Below are 18,868 nucleotides of genomic sequence, written 5' to 3'. Positions count from 1 at the left end.
TTACTTACTTATTTGCTCTTTGATCCATTTTAAAGCAACATCTAATTGTTTTTCTTCGTCTTTTTCCTCAATAGTTGGCTTTATACCTTTTCCATTTATATATTCTCCACTTGGAGTAAAGTATTGAGCTGTTGTTAACTTATATCCCGTTCCATCCTTTAACTCTCTAACACTTTGAACCAAACCTTTACCAAAAGTAGTAGTTCCTACAGATATACCTGCTTTATTATCTATAATAGCTCCAGTAAGTATTTCTGATGCAGATGCACTTCCCTCATTAGTTAACACTGCTATAGGTAAACCTAACTTTTCTTTATCTGATTTTAAGTATTCAGTATTTCCCTTATTATCCTTCGTATAAACTATAGTACCTTCTCCTATTAAGCTATCGGCTATATCTTTACATACATTTAATAATCCTCCTGGATTATCTCTTAGATCTATGACAAGCCCTTTTATACCACCTTGCTTTAATGTGTTTAATGTTTCTTCAAACTCTTTGTTTGTATGTTCACTAAATGACGTTATTTTTATGTACCCTATATTATCATCTAGCTCTTTACCTTCAACTGTCTTAGATACTATTTCATCTCTTTTTACATTAACATCTAATACTTGCTCGCCTCTCTTTATTGTTAATTCTACTTCTGTTCCTTTTTTACCTTTAATCATATTAATAGCTTCATCAGAATTTTGAGCTGAAACAACTTTACCATCTACCTTTAATATCTTATCCCCTGCCCTTATTCCACTTTTCTCTGCAGGAGAACCTTCTATAGGCGCAATTATGGTTATATGATCATCATCAGATGTTGGGCTTATATACACACCTATCCCTACAAATGAACCACTTGTTTGTTCCTTTAATTTCTCAAATTCTTCCTTAGTATAATATTGAGAATATGGATCATCTAATCCAGTAAACATTCCTTTTATTGCACCATCAACTAACTTTTCATCTGATGTCTCTTGATAAAAATCGTCTTTCACTAACTCCTCTAGCGCGATCATCTTATTATACTTCTTATACGCTTCATATGTGTCTTTACTTATTACCACTTTTCCACCTAAAGCTATGTTTAGTGTTGAAGTTATTAGGAAGGTAATCACAACCAGCAACACACCGTATATTATGGCTTTTTTCTTAGATATCATTAGATTGCATCTCCTTTACATAGTACTCTGTATATTATATTACAAGCTATTCTTTTTATTACTACTATCATTTGTATTGATTTAATTTATTCAAACATGCTAAAATTTATATTAAGATGATAAATATTATACATATTATACCATATAAAAAAGGGGTCCATTTTATGAAAAAAGATTTCAGAAAAAAGATCATAGAATATAGAAATAATAAAGACACTGATTTTATATCTAAAAATTCTCAAATAATCACAGAAAAATTACTTTTAATGGATTGTATAAAATATGCCAACACTATTATGCTTTATTTAGATTTTAATAATGAAGTAAAAACAGATCATTTAATTACTAAACTTATATCTCTTAAAAAAACTGTCGCGGCTCCTGTAACTATAAAAGATGAAAGAAAGCTCATACCTTTTAAAATTACTAATTTAAAAGATGGTATAAATATAGGTTCCTACGGCATAAGAGAGCCAAAACAAGACCCATATAATGAATTAAATGTAGAAGATATTGATATTCTTATAGTTCCTGCAGTAGCTTATGATAAAAATTGCTATAGATTAGGATATGGTGGTGGATTTTACGATAGATTTATTGAATGTCTTAGAGAAGATGCTATAACCATCGGTATAGCTTTTGATTTACAAGTATTTGATTATATCCCTAAAGAAAATCACGATGCTCAATTGAATTATTTAATTACAGAAAATAATATATATCTAGGAAAGATTTAATATATATAATCGGTCTGAAAATAATATTTCAAACCGATTTAAAATTTTGTGATATGATATATTTCTTTATTATTTATCATTATCTTTACTTTCTTTATTATTTTTATTTTCCTTATTATCTTCATCATCCTTAGAAGATTTTCTATATCTATCTAAATTTTCATTGACCAACTTGTCTATTTCTTTCATACTTTTCCCTGTAAGTATTTCCAATCCCTCTTCTATACTTTTTATTGCATATATATTAAATTTACCTTGTTTTACAGCTTCAACTACTTCATCTTTAAGAAGAAGATTTTTAACATTTTGTATAGGCATCATAACTCCTTGATTACCGGTAAATCCTTTTATTTTACATACATCAAAGAATCCTTCTATTTTTTCGTTTATACCACCTATTGGTTGTATTTCACCCTTTTGACTTACAGAACCCGTTACAGCTATATATTGCTTTATAGGTATATTTGCTATACTAGATATAATAGCGTATAACTCTGTACTAGATGCACTATCTCCATCCACTCCATTATAGTTTTGTTCAAATGTGATAGATGTCGTTATAGATAATGGTTTTTCTTTTCCATATCTTGAGCCTAAGTATCCACTTAAAATTAAAACTCCCTTATCATGTATACTACCACTTTGTTTTATTTCTCTTTCTATATTTATAACGCCTCTTCTACCATTATATGTTGAAGCTGTTATTTTAGATGGTTTCCCAAAAGAATACTCACCTGTTCCCATTACAGCTAGTCCATTTATTTGACCAACTTTTTCTCCGCCTATATCTATTAAAAGAGTTCCATCTTTAAACATCTCATTTAGTTTTTCTTCGTATTTATTACTTCTATATTTTTTTTGATTTATAGCATTTTTTACATCCACTTCTGTTATATAAGGTTGATTTTCATCACTTATTGCATCAGATTCATATATTATATCTAAAATTTTATTGAATTTTGCTGTAAGCTTATCTTTACTATCACTTACTCTAGTACTATATTCGATTATTTTTTCTACAGCTCCTTTAGTAAAATGTTTCAAGTTTTCTTCTTTACACTTATTAGCTATTAATTGAGCTGTTTTATATATATTTTCTTCATTCTTATCTATCTCTATATCAAAATCTGCCATTATCTTAAATAAATTTCTAAAGTCCTCTTCATGTGCATAAAGAATACTATAAAAATAATTATCTCCAATTAATATAACCTTAGTATCTAATTCTATAGGTTCTGGCTTTATAGTAGATGTTACTAGATATCCATACTGTTTATTTATAGATTCAATAGATATAGTACCTGTTTTTAGAGATCTTTTTAGACATTCCCAAGAAAATGGATTTGATAATAGATCCTTAACATTTAATATTAAATATCCTCCATTAGCTTTATGTAAGGCTCCTGGCTTTATCTCCATAAAGCTTGTTGTTAAAGCTCCTACTTCATTTTTATATTCTACGCATCCAGCAAGATTATAGTATGTAGGATTACTCTCAGTTATAATCTTACACTTATCACATTCACTATTATCTATAAACAAATTAACTTTATATTTATTAAATAATTTTTCTTGATTTTTAGGAGACATAATACCTAACATAGCCATGGGATTTTGTCTATTTTCATCATCACTTTCTTTAAATTTATCTATATTCGTTACTATATCTATGCCCAAATCATCTATATATTTTTTTATCTTTTCATCTTTTCCGTACTTATTAATTAAGTATTGCTCATAGAAACCAACAAGGCTTTTTCCTACAGTCTTATCTAAATCTTTCATTTTATTCTTATATGTTTCTTCACACATTTTTATATTATCTATATAATCTTTACTGTCTTGATTTAGTTTCAATCCTTCTTCTCGTATCTTTTGAATCTCAACTGCCGTAAGATTTCCAAGTTCATTATCTTGCATAAGTTCCCCATTTTCTTTTATAGGAATACTCATTAAACCCCTATCTGTAGCTTGGAATTTAAATCCTCTTGGCCTTGCAAATTCATTTAGATTTTTTATTATACTTTCGATATTTGTTTCTAGTTCACTCATTAATATTCTACTATGATATTCATACTCCTTTGAGTTGAATATCTTTGGAACTTCATATTTTAGTTTATCTATGATGTCTTCTATATCTTTTTTAAATTCCTTACCTTCTCCTGGTTTAAAAGATAATGCTATTGGCTCATTTGGATTTTTAAAATTATTTACATATACCCAATCTTTTAAGTTATTATTAGATTTAAAGTTCTTTTCAATTAGGTTATAAGTATAACTTGACCTTCCTATTCCACTAGCACCTGCTACATATATGTTATATCCTTTTTGTCTCATTTTTAGTCCAAATTCTATAGCTTGAACAGCTCTATTTTGACCTATTATTCCTCTTATAGGTGTTATTTCTTCTGTCGTCTTAAAATCTATACTGTCTAATGCATTTTTGCACTTCAAATCTTCTACACTAACTTTATATTTAGCTATATCTAACATTTATTCACCTCTAGGTATTATTTTAATTTATATTTTCCCCTACTTTTTATAAATAATTATCAAATATAGATATTTATTTATATTTATATCTTTAATTTTATTAGTTTTATTTTATCCATCTCAACTTTAATTAAATATTTAAAATCAATAAAAAATTCGCTTCGCTTGAGCGACGTGTCGGCGAATCACTTCATGTCGCCAACGACTTCGTCCGTTGCTCAAAATCTTTTTACGCTCAAAACCAATTTATTGATATTACTTACATTTAGAATTTATCCACATTTTTTTAAGTATTATAATATCCTTAAGCGTAAAAATGAGTGCCTCCCAATGATTTCAATCATTGAGTAGCACTCATTTTAATTTACTAATTATTATTTATTAAGCTATTCATATCATATAACCCATTTTTTCTATTTAAAATATACTGTGCTGCTTTTACAGAACCTTGAGCGAAAACTTTTTTAGATAAAGCTGTATGTTTTACTTCTATAATTTCATCAAGCCCTGCAAATATTACTGTATGCTCACCTGATATTGTTCCTCCACGAATTGAATGTATCCCTATTTCATTCTCTTCTCTTTTTGCATCAGTTCCATTTCTGCCGTAACTAAATTCCATAGAACCATCTAACTCTTTATTTATAGCTTCAGCTATCATTTTTGCTGTTCCACTAGGCGCATCAACCTTTTTATTATGGTGCTTTTCTATTATTTCTATATCAGCTATATCACCTAACGTATTAGTTGCTTGTTTTACTAAATTTATTAATACATTTACACCTAATGACATATTCGAAGACTTAAATATTCTTGTAAATTTAGACGCTTCTTTTATTTTCTTTTCTTCTTTATCACTAAATCCAGTTGTTGCTATTACAATAGCAATGTCATTATTTACTGCATATTCAAGTAACCCACTTATATTAGATGGACCAGAAAAATCTATTATAACATCACATTTTTCTTTTACTAATGATGGTGATTTGTATACTGGGTAGTTGTTTTTATATAAATCTGTATTCTTATCTATTCCTGCAACTACCGTCATATCTTCCATTTCTTCTATAACCTTAGTTAAAACCCTACCCATTGCTCCATTACATCCACTAACAACTACATTTATCATCCTATCACCTCCATTGTTTTGAGTTAATCTACTTTAATTCCATACTTCACCATATTATTACGTAATATCTCTAAATTTTGTTTACTTATATCTATCAATGGAAGTCTAAGTTCTCCAGCTTCCATTCCCATTAAATTCATAGCTGCCTTAACTGGTATTGGATTAACTTCTATAAATAATGAACTTACTAATTCATTTACACCTAGTTGTAATTTTCTCGATTCTACAACATCTCCTGATAAATATTTTTCCACTATATCATGAGTTTCTTTCGGTAATATATTAGCTAAAACAGATATAACACCACTTCCACCAAGAGATAATATTGGAACTATTTGATCATCATTTCCACTATATATTGCAAAATCTTCTCCACATAATCTAGCAATTTCAGCAACTTGACTTATATCTCCACTTGCTTCTTTTATCGCAACTATATTTTCAACCTTAGAAAGTTTTTCTACCGTACTTGGTTTTATATTTACTCCAGTTCTTCCAGGTACGTTATAAAGTATTATTGGTAAATCTACACTATTAGCTATAGTTGTATAATGTTTTATTAATCCATCTTGAGTCGTTTTATTATAATATGGTGTTACTATTAATAACCCATCTACTCCTATGCCTTGGCAATATTTGCTTAATTCTATTGAATATGCAGTATTATTACTTCCACTACCCGCTATGACGGGTATCCTTTTATTAACTTTATCTACTACAAATTTTATAGTTGTTTTTCTTTCTTCATCTGTCATAGTCGCAGATTCTCCAGTTGTTCCACATACTATTATCGAGTCTGTTTTATTTGCTATATGCCACTCTATTAATTCTCCCATTTTTTCATAATTAACTTTGCCATCTTTAAAAGGTGTAATAAGTGCCACTCCAGAACCTTCAAATAATTTTTTCATAACAAAATCCCCCTACTTCAATTTTTTTATTAATAATTCAGCTATTTGAACAGTATTTGTTGCGGCTCCTTTTCTTATGTTATCAGCTACAACCCACATATTTATTCCATTTTCAACACTATAATCTCTTCTTATTCTTCCAACGTAAACTTCATCTTTCCCTTCTACATCTATAGGCATAGGATAAACATTGTTTTTAACATCATCTACTATATTAACACCTTCAGTTTCTTGAAGTAATTTGTATATTTGCTCCATTTCAAAAGGATTTTCAAATTCTAAGTTAATACATACACTATGACCATATCTAACTGGAACTCTAACAGTCGTAGCTGTTACTCTTATACTTTCATCATTTAATATTTTCTTAGTTTCATTAATCATTTTCATTTCTTCTTTTGTATAACCGTTATCTAAAAATTCATCTATATGAGGAAGGCAATTATATGCTATTTGATATGGATATTTTTTATTTTCTCCACCGTTAATTCCATTTTCTAAATCTTTCATACCACCTACTCCAGAACCTGATACAGCTTGATAAGTAGAATAAACTATCCTTTTTATTTTTAAAGCTTCGTGAAGTTTTACTAGTGGTACTACAGATTGAATTGTTGAACAGTTTGGATTTGCTATTATACCATTATTCCAGTCAACATCGTTAGGATTAACTTCTGGAACTACCAACGGTATATCCTTTTCCATCCTCCAAGCGCTACTATTATCAACCACTATAACTCCATGATCTCTAGCTATAGGAGCAAACTTCTTACTTACATCTCCTCCTGCTGAAAATAATGCTATATCTATATCTCTATCGAATGATGCCTCTGTTAATGCCTCTACTTTATATTCTTTTCCCCTGAAAACTAGTTCTGTTCCTGCAGATTTTTCAGATGAAAATAAATATAAATTTTTTATTGGAAAATTTCTTTCTTCTAATACCTTTAAAAATGTTCTACCAACCATTCCCGTTGCACCTACTATAGCTAAATTTACTTGCTTCATTTTAAACTCCCCCAATTTTTTTAATTTTTATTACTAGTATTAACAGATATAAAAATAGTCTCACTACCAATTGCTGCTATGCTATAAATCAAACTCATTCCCTAATAATTCTATAAATCTTTGTTTATATTTATTATCAACTATAAAAGATATACTTAATTCAGAAGTAAATACTTGCTTGAAATTAATATTATTTTCCTTAAATATATTAAATATTTTATTTATAACATGATAGTTGATACCCTTACCAACAACTGATATTGTACTTACATCTAAATCTTCATAAGCTTCTACATGATTTAATTTTGATTTTATTTCATATATAGCCTTATCTACACAGCCTAAATCACCCTTACTCACAACAAAGGAAAGACTTGTATGCTCATTATCAGAAGCTATTTGATTTATTATCTTTATTTCTAAATTTTCATTGGATAATATTTCAAATACTGTAGATATATCATTAGATTTTGATAAAATATCTTTTATAGTTAATATAGAAGTGTGGTCATCTATAGCAATCCCTATAACAGATTTGTAATTTATAATATTTTTATTTTCAGTTATATAAGTTCCCTTAGTGTCTTTGCTACTTGAAGCCACATATATAGGCACATTATTTTTATAGCCTATTTCCACTGAAGTAGTTTCCATTACCCCTGCGCCTAGTCTTGACATTTCTATCATTTCTTTATAACTTATAAAATCTATTTTTTTTGCATTTGGATAAAGTTTAGGATCAACAGGATATATCCCTTCTACATCAGTGTATATTATACAATTACATCCAAGTGCTGCAGCTAATGCAACAGCCGTTGTATCAGAACCTCCTCTACCCAATGTTGTTATATCTCCATTTTCATTTATTCCTTGAAATCCTGCTACAATAACAATTTTACCTTGTTCCAAATTTTCTTTTATCCTATCTGTATCAATACTGTCTATTTCACTTTTTGCATGAACACCTTTTGTTTTTATTCCAGCTTGATATCCTGTAAAAGATATAGCTTCATATCCCAAAGACTGAATCGCAATAGCTAGTAAAGATATTGATATCTGTTCTCCTGTTGATAAAAGCATATCAAATTCTCTTTTATCAGGATTTGTATCTATTTCTTTAGCTAAATCAACAAGTTTATTTGTTGTTTTTCCCATTGCAGAAACTACAACTACCACATCATTTCCTTTTTCTTTTTCCAGTATAACTTTTTTTGCAACGGATTTTATTTTTTCTATACTCCCCATTGATGTTCCACCATATTTATGAACTATAGTACTCAAAAATAACACCCCTTTTTTCATAATAATATATGTTATGTTAAACCCTTTATATTGGTTATTGTTTTTTTAAATTTATAATAAAAAAATAATCAAGTTAATTTTTTATTATAAAATCAACTCGATTATTTTTTATTCTGCTAATTTTCCTCTACTGATGTGTTCAATTCTATCGAATCTGGTAACTCATTTAAATTAGTTTCAACTACTATGTATGGATATGATTTTTCCTTATCCTTATATACTACTTTTACTCTCATTATATTTTTATCATCTTGTTTTACAACATCTATTTTATCCATTTCTATACCATGATTCTTGTCATTGCCTCTAGTTACAACTACATAAATTTTATTATTTAACTTAACAGCTAATGCTCTTTCTTCGTTCACATATTTATCCATCATATCTAGTATTTTTTCCGGTATAGCTTCTCTCTGTAAAATAGTGTAGTCTACTGGTTTTGACTGTTCCATGAACATATTAGGTATAACTATAAAGCCACCAATTATTAATGCCATAAGTATAACTCCATATATTACACCTTTAATATTAAATTTTACTTTCTTCACTTATTCCACCCCCCTATTTTAAATATATGAAGCATGTATAAGCATTAGAAGAATATTTAATATATAAGTTTTTAATTAATAAGTATTGTATAAATTAAAAAGTGCTATGAAAAAATCATAGCACTTTTGTTAATTTATAATTCATCATTTTTAAGTATATAACTATCAGATGCGAATTCATCACCTTGTCTATACTCACCTATATATAATGTACTTTTGCTAGTTTTATCTAACACAATTACATTACCAGTATAATCTCTTAAATGCATGTTATCCGAATCATATGCTTTTGATAATATATATATCTTATTATCTATAACTCTAAATGTATTTATAACCATATTTTTATTTAGCTTTTTAATACTGTATTGTTCATTGTTAGTTATTACTTTACCAATTGCTAAATCTATAGTGTATAAACTTAAATCCATTTTATTTTTATTATCTGTATTAGATAATAAATTTAATTTTTCACCTTCCACATTTTGTTGATATAATTCTAAAGGAAGCTCTAAATTAATTTTATTATCTATATAATCAAATTTATTATTTTCCATATCATAATAAGCTAAATAATAACTATTTTCTAATTTATCTTGGCTTTCTAAATAGAAATATACTCTATTATCAATTACAAATGGATTATTATAAACTATTCTATATTTAGATTTATCATCTATTTTTAAATTAATCTTATTTACTGATTTAGCTTCTTTATTGCTAAAATCAACCTTAGATATTTCCACAAAGTCTTCTAATTCATCTTTTCTTGTCTTTTTTCTATCTGGATTACTTTCTTGTTCCCCAAGTATAACAATATAAACTTCACCGTTATATTTAGTTACTAATTCTTTGTGGTTATTATTATTTTCAGACTTTAGGTTATTTGGAATTTCTATTTTAAACTGTGAAACTTCCCCTGTATTTAAATTTTTATCCTTTATTGTTGTTGATAGCGTAATATCAGGTTCTCCATAGTTATCAATAACATCCTCTATATATCCTATACTATTTTCATCAGAATATAAATAATCTGTACCATATATATTACCTTGAAATATTTCTCTATTTTCATTAAAATCTTTTGAGTATTTATCTAAATAAGGATTTTGCTTTACATTTCTATTAAATTTATACCCATCCTTAGACAATATCACATTATTAGTAGAGTAAATACCTCTCTTCTCTTGGCTAAATATAGTAACATCTCCTAAACTTGATTGCTTTCCAAATATATTTTTCAATGCGTATTTTGGTTGTGAAATTGTCATAGCTCCAGTTAAAATAACTATAGAAGATAATGATAATCCTAAAGTTACTAACGATAATCTTTTATTCATAAATTTACCTCCTATAAACCGATCCTTTTATTTAATAATGCTCTTGAAATTAAAATTGATATTACAAATATGACTATATAATATGCTATCTGTACTTTAAGTAAGATATCTACATATTGTGCATATTGTGCAGTTAAACATATATATAATATTATAGACGCAAATATATATCCTCCACCTAAAATAATTCCTATTTTCTTATGACTTCTTTCCATTAAAACTCCTGTAAATATTACCACAACTGCAATTATTACTCCAAAAACATCTATCATTAAGAAATCTATAGGCTGATTAAATATCAAATTAGAAAATCTATTCTGATTTGCTAGTATAGTTTCAAATACATTTGTAAAGCCGTCTACATTAACATTCAATATAGCTTTTATAATAACTAAATCTATAAACCAAAATAAAAATTGTACCGATATAACACCAAATATCATACTCGTTACTGTTATAAATTTTGATATGTATATATTAAATCTCTTTTGCGGTAACATAAGCAAAGTTGCTATGGTTTTACTTTTAGAAAAGTAATCTCTATACCATATAACTAGACTATATAATAAGCACAGTAAAACAGAAAACGCCACAACCATTTTAGTGATAGAAGCTAAATCTCCAATTAAATATTCATATATATACTTAATACCTTTTTCACTCTTTAATACATTCATAGTAATAGGATTGCCTTCTGTATCAGAAGCCCTTGATGACATATTATATATACTAAATAAAGTTGCTCCAATATTTGAAGCTAATAATATTCCTATCAACGTAAAGTATATTTTATATATTCTCTTAAACTCCATATCATATAAAGTTAATATATTATTCACCTTTATATACCTCCCTCATTTTATCAACTATAGACATTCCATCCCTTGTTCTAAGCTCTTCAGCATTAAATATACAAGAAACCTTCCCCTCATCTATTAAAATTACATCATCTGCTATCATTTCTATTTCACTTATTTCATGAGTTGTTAATATTATACTTTGTTCTTCATTTATGTATTTTGTCATTACCCCTAAAAACTCTTCTCTTTTAAAAATATCAATCCCTGAGAAAGGCTCGTCAAGAAGTGTATATTTTGCATTTTGAGCAAATCCCAATATTATTTTTACTCTAGCTATATTTCCTTTTGATAATTTAGATATTTTTCTATCATCTGTTAAATTAAACAATTCTAACATTTCATAAGCTTTTTCATCATCCCAATTCTTATAAAACTGTTTCATAAATTCAAAACTTTCTTTTATTGTATATTGTGCAAAGTGATTATCTACATCTGGTACAAAAGAAATCTTATTATAAGTTTTATAAGTTATCTTTTCATTATCTATTAATATTTCTCCCTTATCGGGTTTAATAAGCCCCGCAATAGATTTTAGTATTGTTGATTTTCCAACTCCATTTATACCAAGTATGCAAGTTATTTTTCCCTCTTCTATGTTAAAAGATATATTATCTAATGCTTTTACTCTCCTAAATTTTTTACTTACATTCTTTACTTCTATCAATACTTTCACCTCCCTAGTATTTATCGTTTATTATTTCTATAAGTTCTTCTTTCCTTACATTTATCGCTTTCATATTTTCTATAAAAACTTCCATAGATTCATTTATAAGATCATGTCTTATTTGACTTATTATATTTTCATCAGTAGTTATACTACTTTGGTAACTTTTTATTGTATTTATAATCCCCATCTCTTCCATCTCCTTATATGATTTTTGAACTGTGTTTGGATTTACCTTTAAAAGTTGTGCCATTTCTCTTCTTGAAGGTATTGTATCTCCTGGATTTAATTCCCCTCTTACTACTTGTTGTTTTATATATCTTATAATTTGTAGATAGACTGGCTCTCTATCATTTGGCATAAAATTCATTTATTCACCTCCGTATTACCGTACTAGTTCAGTAGTACACTTATAACTGTATTATAATACTGATACAGTTGTAATGCAACTATATTTAATAATTTTTTATTTTTAATGTTCATCTAAGTCGCTATTTAAGTATTAATTTCATTAAAAAATAATTGCAATCATCTATCTTTTAAATTAATTTATTATTTTAAGATTTTAATATATACAACTATCTTAATGCACTAAAAAATTCGCTTCGCTTGAGCGACATGTCGGCAAAACACTTCATGTTGCCAACGACTTCGTCCTTTGCTTGAGCCACTGCGTGGGCGAAGTATTTCAAAATCTTTTTTACGCTCAAAACCAATTTATTGATATTACTTACATTCAGAATTTATCCACATTTTTTTAAGTATTATAATATCCTTAAGCGTAAAAAAGGTAGTATTTATCTAAGTTAATAGATAAAATACTACCTCTATATCAAATTAAATTATAAAATTTAGTAATTATATAAATTAATATCTAAATTTTATTTTTATATTATTAAATTATTTTTTAGCTATCGCTTCTTTAACAGAGTTAACTATATCTTCTGAAGTTAATCCATATTTCTTTAATAATTCAGCAGGTGTTCCAGATTCTCCAAATGTATCTTTAACTCCTACTTTTTTAACTACAACTGGACATTCTTCACTTACTACTTCACTTACAGCAGAACCTAATCCACCTATTATACTATGTTCTTCAGCAATTACTATTGCACCCGTTTCTTTAGCTGCAGTTATTATTAATTCTCTATCTATAGGCTTTATAGTAGACATATTTATAACTCTTACATTTATACCTTCTGATTTTAACGCTTCATGAGCTAGTATAGCTTCATTCACCATTATTCCACAAGCTATTATAGATGCATCATTTCCTTCTCTAACTACGTTACCTTTACCTATTTGGAACTTATAATTTTCATCAAATAATGTAGGAACTGCACTTCTTCCTAAACGAACGTACATAGGTCCATTGAATTTAGCTGCTTCAAATATCATTTGTTCAGCTTCAATTCCATCTGCTGGGACTAAAACTGTCATATTTGGTATAGCTCTCATTATAGCTATATCTTCAACACTTTCATGAGATGCTCCATCTTCACCAACTGTAAGACCTGCATGAGTTGCACATATTTTTACATTTAATTTTGGATATGCTACAGAGTTTCTTATTATTTCGAAAGCTCTTCCTGTAGCAAACATTGCAAAACTACTTGCAAATGGTATCTTACCAGCTGTTGCAAATCCACAAGCTGCACCTATTAAGTTTTGTTCTGCTATCCCCATATTAAAAAATCTATTTGGGAATGATTTACAAAAATCATTTGTCTTTGTAGACTTTGATAAGTCTGCATCTAATACTACTACATTATCATTAACCTGACCTAATTTAACTAATGCTTTTCCGTATGCTTCTCTAGTTGCTATCTTAGTCATTATCTACCCCTCCTAAATCTGCTAAGGCTATTTCTAAGTCGTTATCATTTGGAGCTGCTCCATGCCATCCTGCTTCATTTTCCATAAATGATATACCTTTACCTTTTATAGTCTTAGCAACTATCATTGTTGGCTTTCCTACAGTTTCTTTAGCCATATCTAAAGCCGCAAATATTTGGTCAAAATCATGTCCATCTATTTCTATTACATTCCATCCAAAAGCTTTGAATTTATCAACTATAGGACCTATGTTCATAACATCCTCATTTTTTCCATCTATTTGAAGACCATTATAGTCTAAGAACGCAACCATATTATCTAGTTTATAGTGTGCAGCACTCATAGCTGCTTCCCAAACTATCCCTTCTTGAACCTCTCCATCTCCAAGTAAAGTATATACCCTCCATGGTGCATTGTCTAACTTAGATGCCATAGCCATACCACAAGCAACTGAAAAACCTTGTCCTAAAGATCCCGTTGACATATCAACACCTGGAGTTCCCTTCATATCAGGATGCCCTTGTAACATTCTATTTATTTTTCTTAACCCATTTAATTCATCTCTATCAAAATATCCTTTATGCGCTAAAGTTGCATATAATACTGGAGCTGCATGTCCTTTCGATAAGACAAATCTGTCTCTATCTTCCATCTTACAATTATTAGGATCTATATTCATCTCATCAAAATAAAGAGCTGTTAATATTTCAACTGCTGATAATGATCCTCCTGGATGTCCTGATTTAGACGTATGTATCATAGAGACTATATCTTTTCTGATATTACGTGCAATATCTTTTAATCCTTTATGATCTCTCATGTAATTACCTCCCTGTACTCTTAAAGTTAAGTTGTCCATATGTAATACTTTTAGTTCAATCTTTTTTTATTATATCACTTTTAACCTATTTTTTACTCTATTTTTTCAAAAGAATGCATATATATTTATAATTTTCACATTATGACTATCGTATGCTATTATATTTTGTACTTTTCAAAAAAAAATATTGATATTACTTGATATCAATATTTTTACACAGTAAATAGTCCTAAACTTATTTGAAGACTATTATCAACCTTTAACATCATGTTTTTATCTAGACAACCAATCTTCTCTCTTAAGCGTTTTTTATCTATTGTACGTATCTGCTCTAAGAGAATAACAGAGTCCTTATTAAGTCCATACTCATGCGCACTTATTTCTATATGCGTAGGTAGCTTAGCTTTGTTAATTTGAGATGTTATCGCGGCTACTATTACAGTTGGACTGTATTTGTTACCTATATCATTTTGTATTATAAGAACAGGTCTAACTCCACCTTGTTCTGATCCTACAACTGGGCTTAAGTCAGCATAATATAAGTATCCTCGCTTTATATCCAAATTAGTATTCACCTTGGGCAATCTTCTCTTCCATGTTATCTTTCGAAGATACCTCATTTGTCATACCCAGCTCAGCTAATGATAGATTAATTTGACCCATCTCTTTATAACCCTTAATCATAGATTCTTTAAGATCTATTTTCTTCTTTTGAGTTATATAGAACTGAAAAGCTGCTTTAGCAAAATCTGCTCTGTTACTGTTCTCCATCTGAACTATATGATCTACTTCAGACATAAGGGAATCAGGTAAAGTAAAGGTTATTTTTTCCTTTCTTTTAAAATACACAACATCGCCTCCTGGGATATACTATCATTTTAATTTTACCAAATAACTATCAGCTTGTAAAATTACATTTCTTTCCTTATAGATACGGTCAACTCTTCTAGACACCATGCATACTATTTCATAGTTTATAGTTCCTAAGTCCTTAGCTATATCATCTGCATTTATATTACTTTCTCCAAATATTATAACCTCATCTCCAATTTTTATGTCTATATCTTTATCAATTCTTACCATGCATTGATCCATACAAATTCTTCCTACGACATCAAATATTTCGTTATTTATAGATACTTTAGGATTATTTTGCATTCTAGTAAATCCATCTGCATACCCGATAGGTATAGTGACTATTTTTTCAGGTTTACTAGTTTTATACTTTAATCCATAACTTATTCCTGTATCTTCTTTAAGCTCTTTAATATGAGCTATTCTTGTTTTTAGTGTCATGACAGGCTTTAATTGTAGTCTATCTTTTATAACTTCATCAGATGGATAATATCCATATAAAACAATACCGCATCTTACCATATTGAAGTTTAAATCTGGTAAATCCATTGTTGCAGCACTATTTGATACATGTTTTATAGGTATATTTACACCTCTTTTTTCTATACTGTTAATCATAAATTTAAATCTATCTACCTGTCTGTAGGTAAAATCTTTGTCTATTTCATCAGATTTAGCAAAGTGAGTATATATACCTTCTATATATAGATTCTTTAAATTAGATATATTAACTATTTGATCTATAGATTTTTCATTTACTTCAAAACCTATTCTACTCATTCCTGTATCAACTTTTATGTGTATATTAGCATTTATTCCTATGATTTCAGATATATCATTAAGTTTTTTAGCCATTTCTAAAGAATAAATAGTTAATGTTATATTATTTTTAAGAGCGTATTCTAAAGATTCCTCTGGAACAAATCCTAAGCACAATATAGGTATCTCTATGTTATTTTCTCTAAGCTCTATAGCTTCTTCAAGTCTTGCAACCGCAAAGTAATCTACATTTTTATTTTCTAAAAATTTAGCAATTTCCACTGAACCATGTCCATATGCATTAGCCTTTAGCACTGTACAAATTTTGGTATCTTCTTTTAATAACTTTCTTATATTATTTAAATTAAAATTTATGTTATCTAGATTTATCTCCGCCCATGTAGGAGCTGTTAATCGAGTTTTCATTATCTTTTGTCCCCCTTACTTTTTGCATTCAAATTCCTTGTATTTAACTGTAAAACTTGTTTTTCCTTTGGCATTTAATATTTCCATTTTTTCTGGATCTTTAGTATCTTTATTTACATATAATATTTGTTTATTGAAGTATTCATTATCTCCTGGTATAGTAGTTTCTAATATCAAACTATTATTAGATAATTTTATATTAACCTCTTCATTTTGAATATAATTTTTTATAAAATCACCTATAAAAGCGTATTGTCTATTATCTTCTGTATTTGGCAATTCTATTTTATCTTCTATATCTGGGTTACTTATTATTATCTTGTCACCTTTATATTCCATTATTTTTCCTTTTAAATTTTGAGGTTCTACAACTTCTAATTTATAATAATCCGGTTTAGCGTAACTATGAATAAATACATACTTATGAGAGCTTTTATTTCCTGAAGCTTCTATTTCAGCTACGCATTTGTAAGATGACATAGTAACTATCTTCTTTTGAAACTCTTTATATACTTCTTCTTTTGTGGACTCCCTTCTTTGACAACCTATAACAATTGCAAATATAGTAATAAATATTATTGCTATCGTGGTCCACTTTTTCACAAAAAACCTCCTAATTATTTTTTCTAATTATACATAGCTTTTATTATGTCATATCTACATATTATACCTTTTAAACAGTTTTCTTCATCAACTACCGGTACTCTATTTATAGATTTATTTATCATAACATTAGCTACATAATCAAATGTATCATTTTCATTTACTGTTATTATATCTTTAGACATTAGATCTTCAACCTTATATGCTGCTATTGCTCTCATCTCATCTTCAAATTTCTTCATATCATCTAAAAATATTATCCCTTGTAGGAAATTTAACATCCTCGGAGAATCTACATAAGATTCTTTTTTCATTATATCTGTTTCAGATATTATACCTACTACCTTATTTTCTTCATCTACTACTGGAAGCCCACCTATTTTCTCCTTTATAAGTAAGTTTGCCACGTTAGCAATGATATCATTCTTATTTGCAACTATTACATCTGTAGTCATTATATCTTTAGCTCTTTTATTATTCATATTATACCTCCTTAGTTATAGCTATAGAATTAGCTACTGCATAATCTTTACAATGAGATATAGATACCTTTATTTCTAAAACATTATAATCTATGCAAATTTGTTTTAAATTATTATAAGTTTTAACTGTCGGCTTTCCCAACTCATCTCTTAAGACTTCTATATCTCTTAAATTAAACTTTCGTATTCCCGTTCCTATAGACTTACTTATAGCTTCTTTTGCTGCAAAATTGCCTGCTATAGTTTCAGGTCTAAAATCCTTACTTTCAAAATACTCAATTTCTTTAGATGTGAACACTTTTTCTAAAAATCTAGAATTTTTATCTAGTATCTCTTTTATCCTATATATCTCTATGATATCAACTCCAATACCTAATATATTCATTATTCCCTCCATATAATACTTATACATTTATATTATTCCTATTATTTAATTATATTCAATCCATAAACTTTATATTGTATACTTTCTTTAAGTATATATTTTTTTATTTTAATTATACATCTTATATGATAAAGTATTTAATTTATTTTACTTATTTTATATAATCCATATAGTAATTTAATTATATTGATTCTATATTAAGATTCAAAGTACCACTACTTATTAAATTTATACTTAATATGGTCTATCTAAAAAAGGACTAGATTTAATCTAGTCCTTTTTACATATAATCTTATATCCACTCTGCAGATTCAGTAACTATTACAGTCTTTTCTTTATCAACGTTCATGAACCCTCCAGATATCTTTGCATCTTTAAATTTTCCATCTAATTTAATACGTAAAGTACCTGTTGAAAGTCCTGCTACTAAAGGCCTATGATTTTTTAGTATTCCTCTATCCCCTTCAGTAGTTCTAACTATAATCATCTCTGCATTTCCATTATAGAAGGTTTTATCAGGAGTGACAATTTCAAGTGCAAATACATTTGCCATTA

Annotated in this window: 21 protein-coding genes; 1 reads left to right on the top strand and 20 read right to left on the bottom strand. The window is 28.0% G+C overall.

Going from position 1 to position 18,868, the window contains the following annotated elements; all coding sequences use genetic code 11:
• Positions 1–1,155, bottom strand: a complete 1,155-nt coding sequence (locus CRIB_RS00445) for a S41 family peptidase (RefSeq protein ID WP_180702636.1) — start codon at positions 1,153–1,155, stop codon at positions 1–3.
• A 164-nt stretch (positions 1,156–1,319) separates the two neighbouring features.
• Here CRIB_RS00445 and CRIB_RS00440 point away from each other — a divergent pair, with 164 nt between their 5' ends.
• On the top strand, positions 1,320–1,892 hold the full coding sequence (locus CRIB_RS00440; protein ID WP_180702635.1) for a 5-formyltetrahydrofolate cyclo-ligase: 573 nt from the start codon (positions 1,320–1,322) through the stop codon (positions 1,890–1,892).
• Between the two features lie 69 nt (positions 1,893–1,961).
• Here CRIB_RS00440 and CRIB_RS00435 read toward each other — a convergent pair whose 3' ends face one another.
• From CRIB_RS00435 to atpC, 19 genes are all read right to left on the bottom strand, one after another.
• Positions 1,962–4,385 carry a Lon protease family protein gene (locus CRIB_RS00435; protein WP_180702634.1) on the bottom strand — a complete coding sequence of 808 codons (2,424 nt, stop codon included), beginning with the start codon at positions 4,383–4,385 and terminating at the stop codon, positions 1,962–1,964.
• A gap of 367 nt (positions 4,386–4,752) precedes the next feature.
• Positions 4,753–5,514 (bottom strand): 4-hydroxy-tetrahydrodipicolinate reductase, encoded by a 762-nt coding sequence (gene dapB / locus CRIB_RS00430; RefSeq protein ID WP_180702633.1) that lies wholly within the window; start codon positions 5,512–5,514, stop codon positions 4,753–4,755.
• A 23-nt stretch (positions 5,515–5,537) separates the two neighbouring features.
• Positions 5,538–6,425 (bottom strand): 4-hydroxy-tetrahydrodipicolinate synthase, encoded by an 888-nt coding sequence (gene dapA / locus CRIB_RS00425; protein ID WP_180702632.1) that lies wholly within the window; start codon positions 6,423–6,425, stop codon positions 5,538–5,540.
• A 12-nt stretch (positions 6,426–6,437) separates the two neighbouring features.
• On the bottom strand, positions 6,438–7,433 hold the full coding sequence (locus tag CRIB_RS00420) for an aspartate-semialdehyde dehydrogenase (RefSeq protein WP_180702631.1): 996 nt from the start codon (positions 7,431–7,433) through the stop codon (positions 6,438–6,440).
• A gap of 81 nt (positions 7,434–7,514) precedes the next feature.
• Positions 7,515–8,714, bottom strand: a complete 1,200-nt coding sequence (locus CRIB_RS00415; RefSeq protein ID WP_180702630.1) for an aspartate kinase — start codon at positions 8,712–8,714, stop codon at positions 7,515–7,517.
• A 137-nt stretch (positions 8,715–8,851) separates the two neighbouring features.
• Positions 8,852–9,283: a hypothetical protein gene (locus CRIB_RS00410; RefSeq protein ID WP_243633537.1), complete on the bottom strand. Its 432-nt coding sequence runs from the start codon at positions 9,281–9,283 to the stop codon at positions 8,852–8,854.
• 134 nt (positions 9,284–9,417) lie between these two features.
• Positions 9,418–10,623 carry a hypothetical protein gene (locus CRIB_RS00405; RefSeq protein ID WP_180702629.1) on the bottom strand — a complete coding sequence of 402 codons (1,206 nt, stop codon included), beginning with the start codon at positions 10,621–10,623 and terminating at the stop codon, positions 9,418–9,420.
• 11 nt (positions 10,624–10,634) lie between these two features.
• Positions 10,635–11,462, bottom strand: a complete 828-nt coding sequence (locus tag CRIB_RS00400) for a hypothetical protein (RefSeq protein ID WP_180702628.1) — start codon at positions 11,460–11,462, stop codon at positions 10,635–10,637.
• Positions 11,455–12,147 (bottom strand): ABC transporter ATP-binding protein, encoded by a 693-nt coding sequence (locus tag CRIB_RS00395; RefSeq protein ID WP_180702627.1) that lies wholly within the window; start codon positions 12,145–12,147, stop codon positions 11,455–11,457. Before CRIB_RS00395 ends, CRIB_RS00400 begins: the two co-directional genes overlap by 8 nt.
• Positions 12,148–12,160: 13 nt before the next feature.
• Entirely contained in the window at positions 12,161–12,517 is a 357-nt protein-coding gene (locus tag CRIB_RS00390) for a GntR family transcriptional regulator (RefSeq protein ID WP_180702626.1), read from the bottom strand.
• A gap of 530 nt (positions 12,518–13,047) precedes the next feature.
• Positions 13,048–13,983, bottom strand: coding sequence for a transketolase family protein (locus CRIB_RS00385; protein ID WP_180702625.1), 936 nt, complete (start codon positions 13,981–13,983; stop codon positions 13,048–13,050).
• Positions 13,976–14,803 carry a transketolase gene (locus CRIB_RS00380; protein WP_180702624.1) on the bottom strand — a complete coding sequence of 276 codons (828 nt, stop codon included), beginning with the start codon at positions 14,801–14,803 and terminating at the stop codon, positions 13,976–13,978. Before CRIB_RS00380 ends, CRIB_RS00385 begins: the two co-directional genes overlap by 8 nt.
• A 212-nt stretch (positions 14,804–15,015) precedes the next feature.
• Positions 15,016–15,378, bottom strand: a complete 363-nt coding sequence (locus CRIB_RS00375; RefSeq protein WP_276702697.1) for a type II toxin-antitoxin system PemK/MazF family toxin — start codon at positions 15,376–15,378, stop codon at positions 15,016–15,018.
• The gene (locus tag CRIB_RS00370; RefSeq protein ID WP_180702622.1) at positions 15,368–15,652 is read right to left on the bottom strand and encodes a ribbon-helix-helix domain-containing protein; all 285 of its coding nucleotides are present in this window, start codon (positions 15,650–15,652) and stop codon (positions 15,368–15,370) included. Before CRIB_RS00370 ends, CRIB_RS00375 begins: the two co-directional genes overlap by 11 nt.
• A 24-nt stretch (positions 15,653–15,676) precedes the next feature.
• On the bottom strand, positions 15,677–16,843 hold the full coding sequence (alr, locus tag CRIB_RS00365; RefSeq protein WP_180702621.1) for an alanine racemase: 1,167 nt from the start codon (positions 16,841–16,843) through the stop codon (positions 15,677–15,679).
• Positions 16,844–16,858: 15 nt separating this feature from the next.
• The gene (gene gerS / locus CRIB_RS00360) at positions 16,859–17,446 is read right to left on the bottom strand and encodes a germination lipoprotein GerS (protein ID WP_243633535.1); all 588 of its coding nucleotides are present in this window, start codon (positions 17,444–17,446) and stop codon (positions 16,859–16,861) included.
• A gap of 23 nt (positions 17,447–17,469) precedes the next feature.
• A complete protein-coding gene (locus tag CRIB_RS00355) occupies positions 17,470–17,928 on the bottom strand; it encodes a CBS domain-containing protein (protein ID WP_180702620.1) in 459 nt (152 codons plus the stop codon).
• Between the two features lies 1 nt (position 17,929).
• Positions 17,930–18,313, bottom strand: coding sequence for a holo-ACP synthase (gene acpS, locus CRIB_RS00350; protein ID WP_180702619.1), 384 nt, complete (start codon positions 18,311–18,313; stop codon positions 17,930–17,932).
• 292 nt (positions 18,314–18,605) lie between these two features.
• Positions 18,606–18,866 (bottom strand): ATP synthase F1 subunit epsilon, encoded by a 261-nt coding sequence (gene atpC / locus CRIB_RS00345; RefSeq protein WP_180702618.1) that lies wholly within the window; start codon positions 18,864–18,866, stop codon positions 18,606–18,608.
• Positions 18,867–18,868 lie beyond the last annotated feature (2 nt).

This window comes from Romboutsia ilealis (assembly GCF_900015215.1).
Classification (GTDB): Bacteria; Bacillota; Clostridia; order Peptostreptococcales; family Peptostreptococcaceae; genus Romboutsia; species Romboutsia ilealis.
This window is presented reverse-complemented; position numbering and strand designations above follow the sequence as displayed.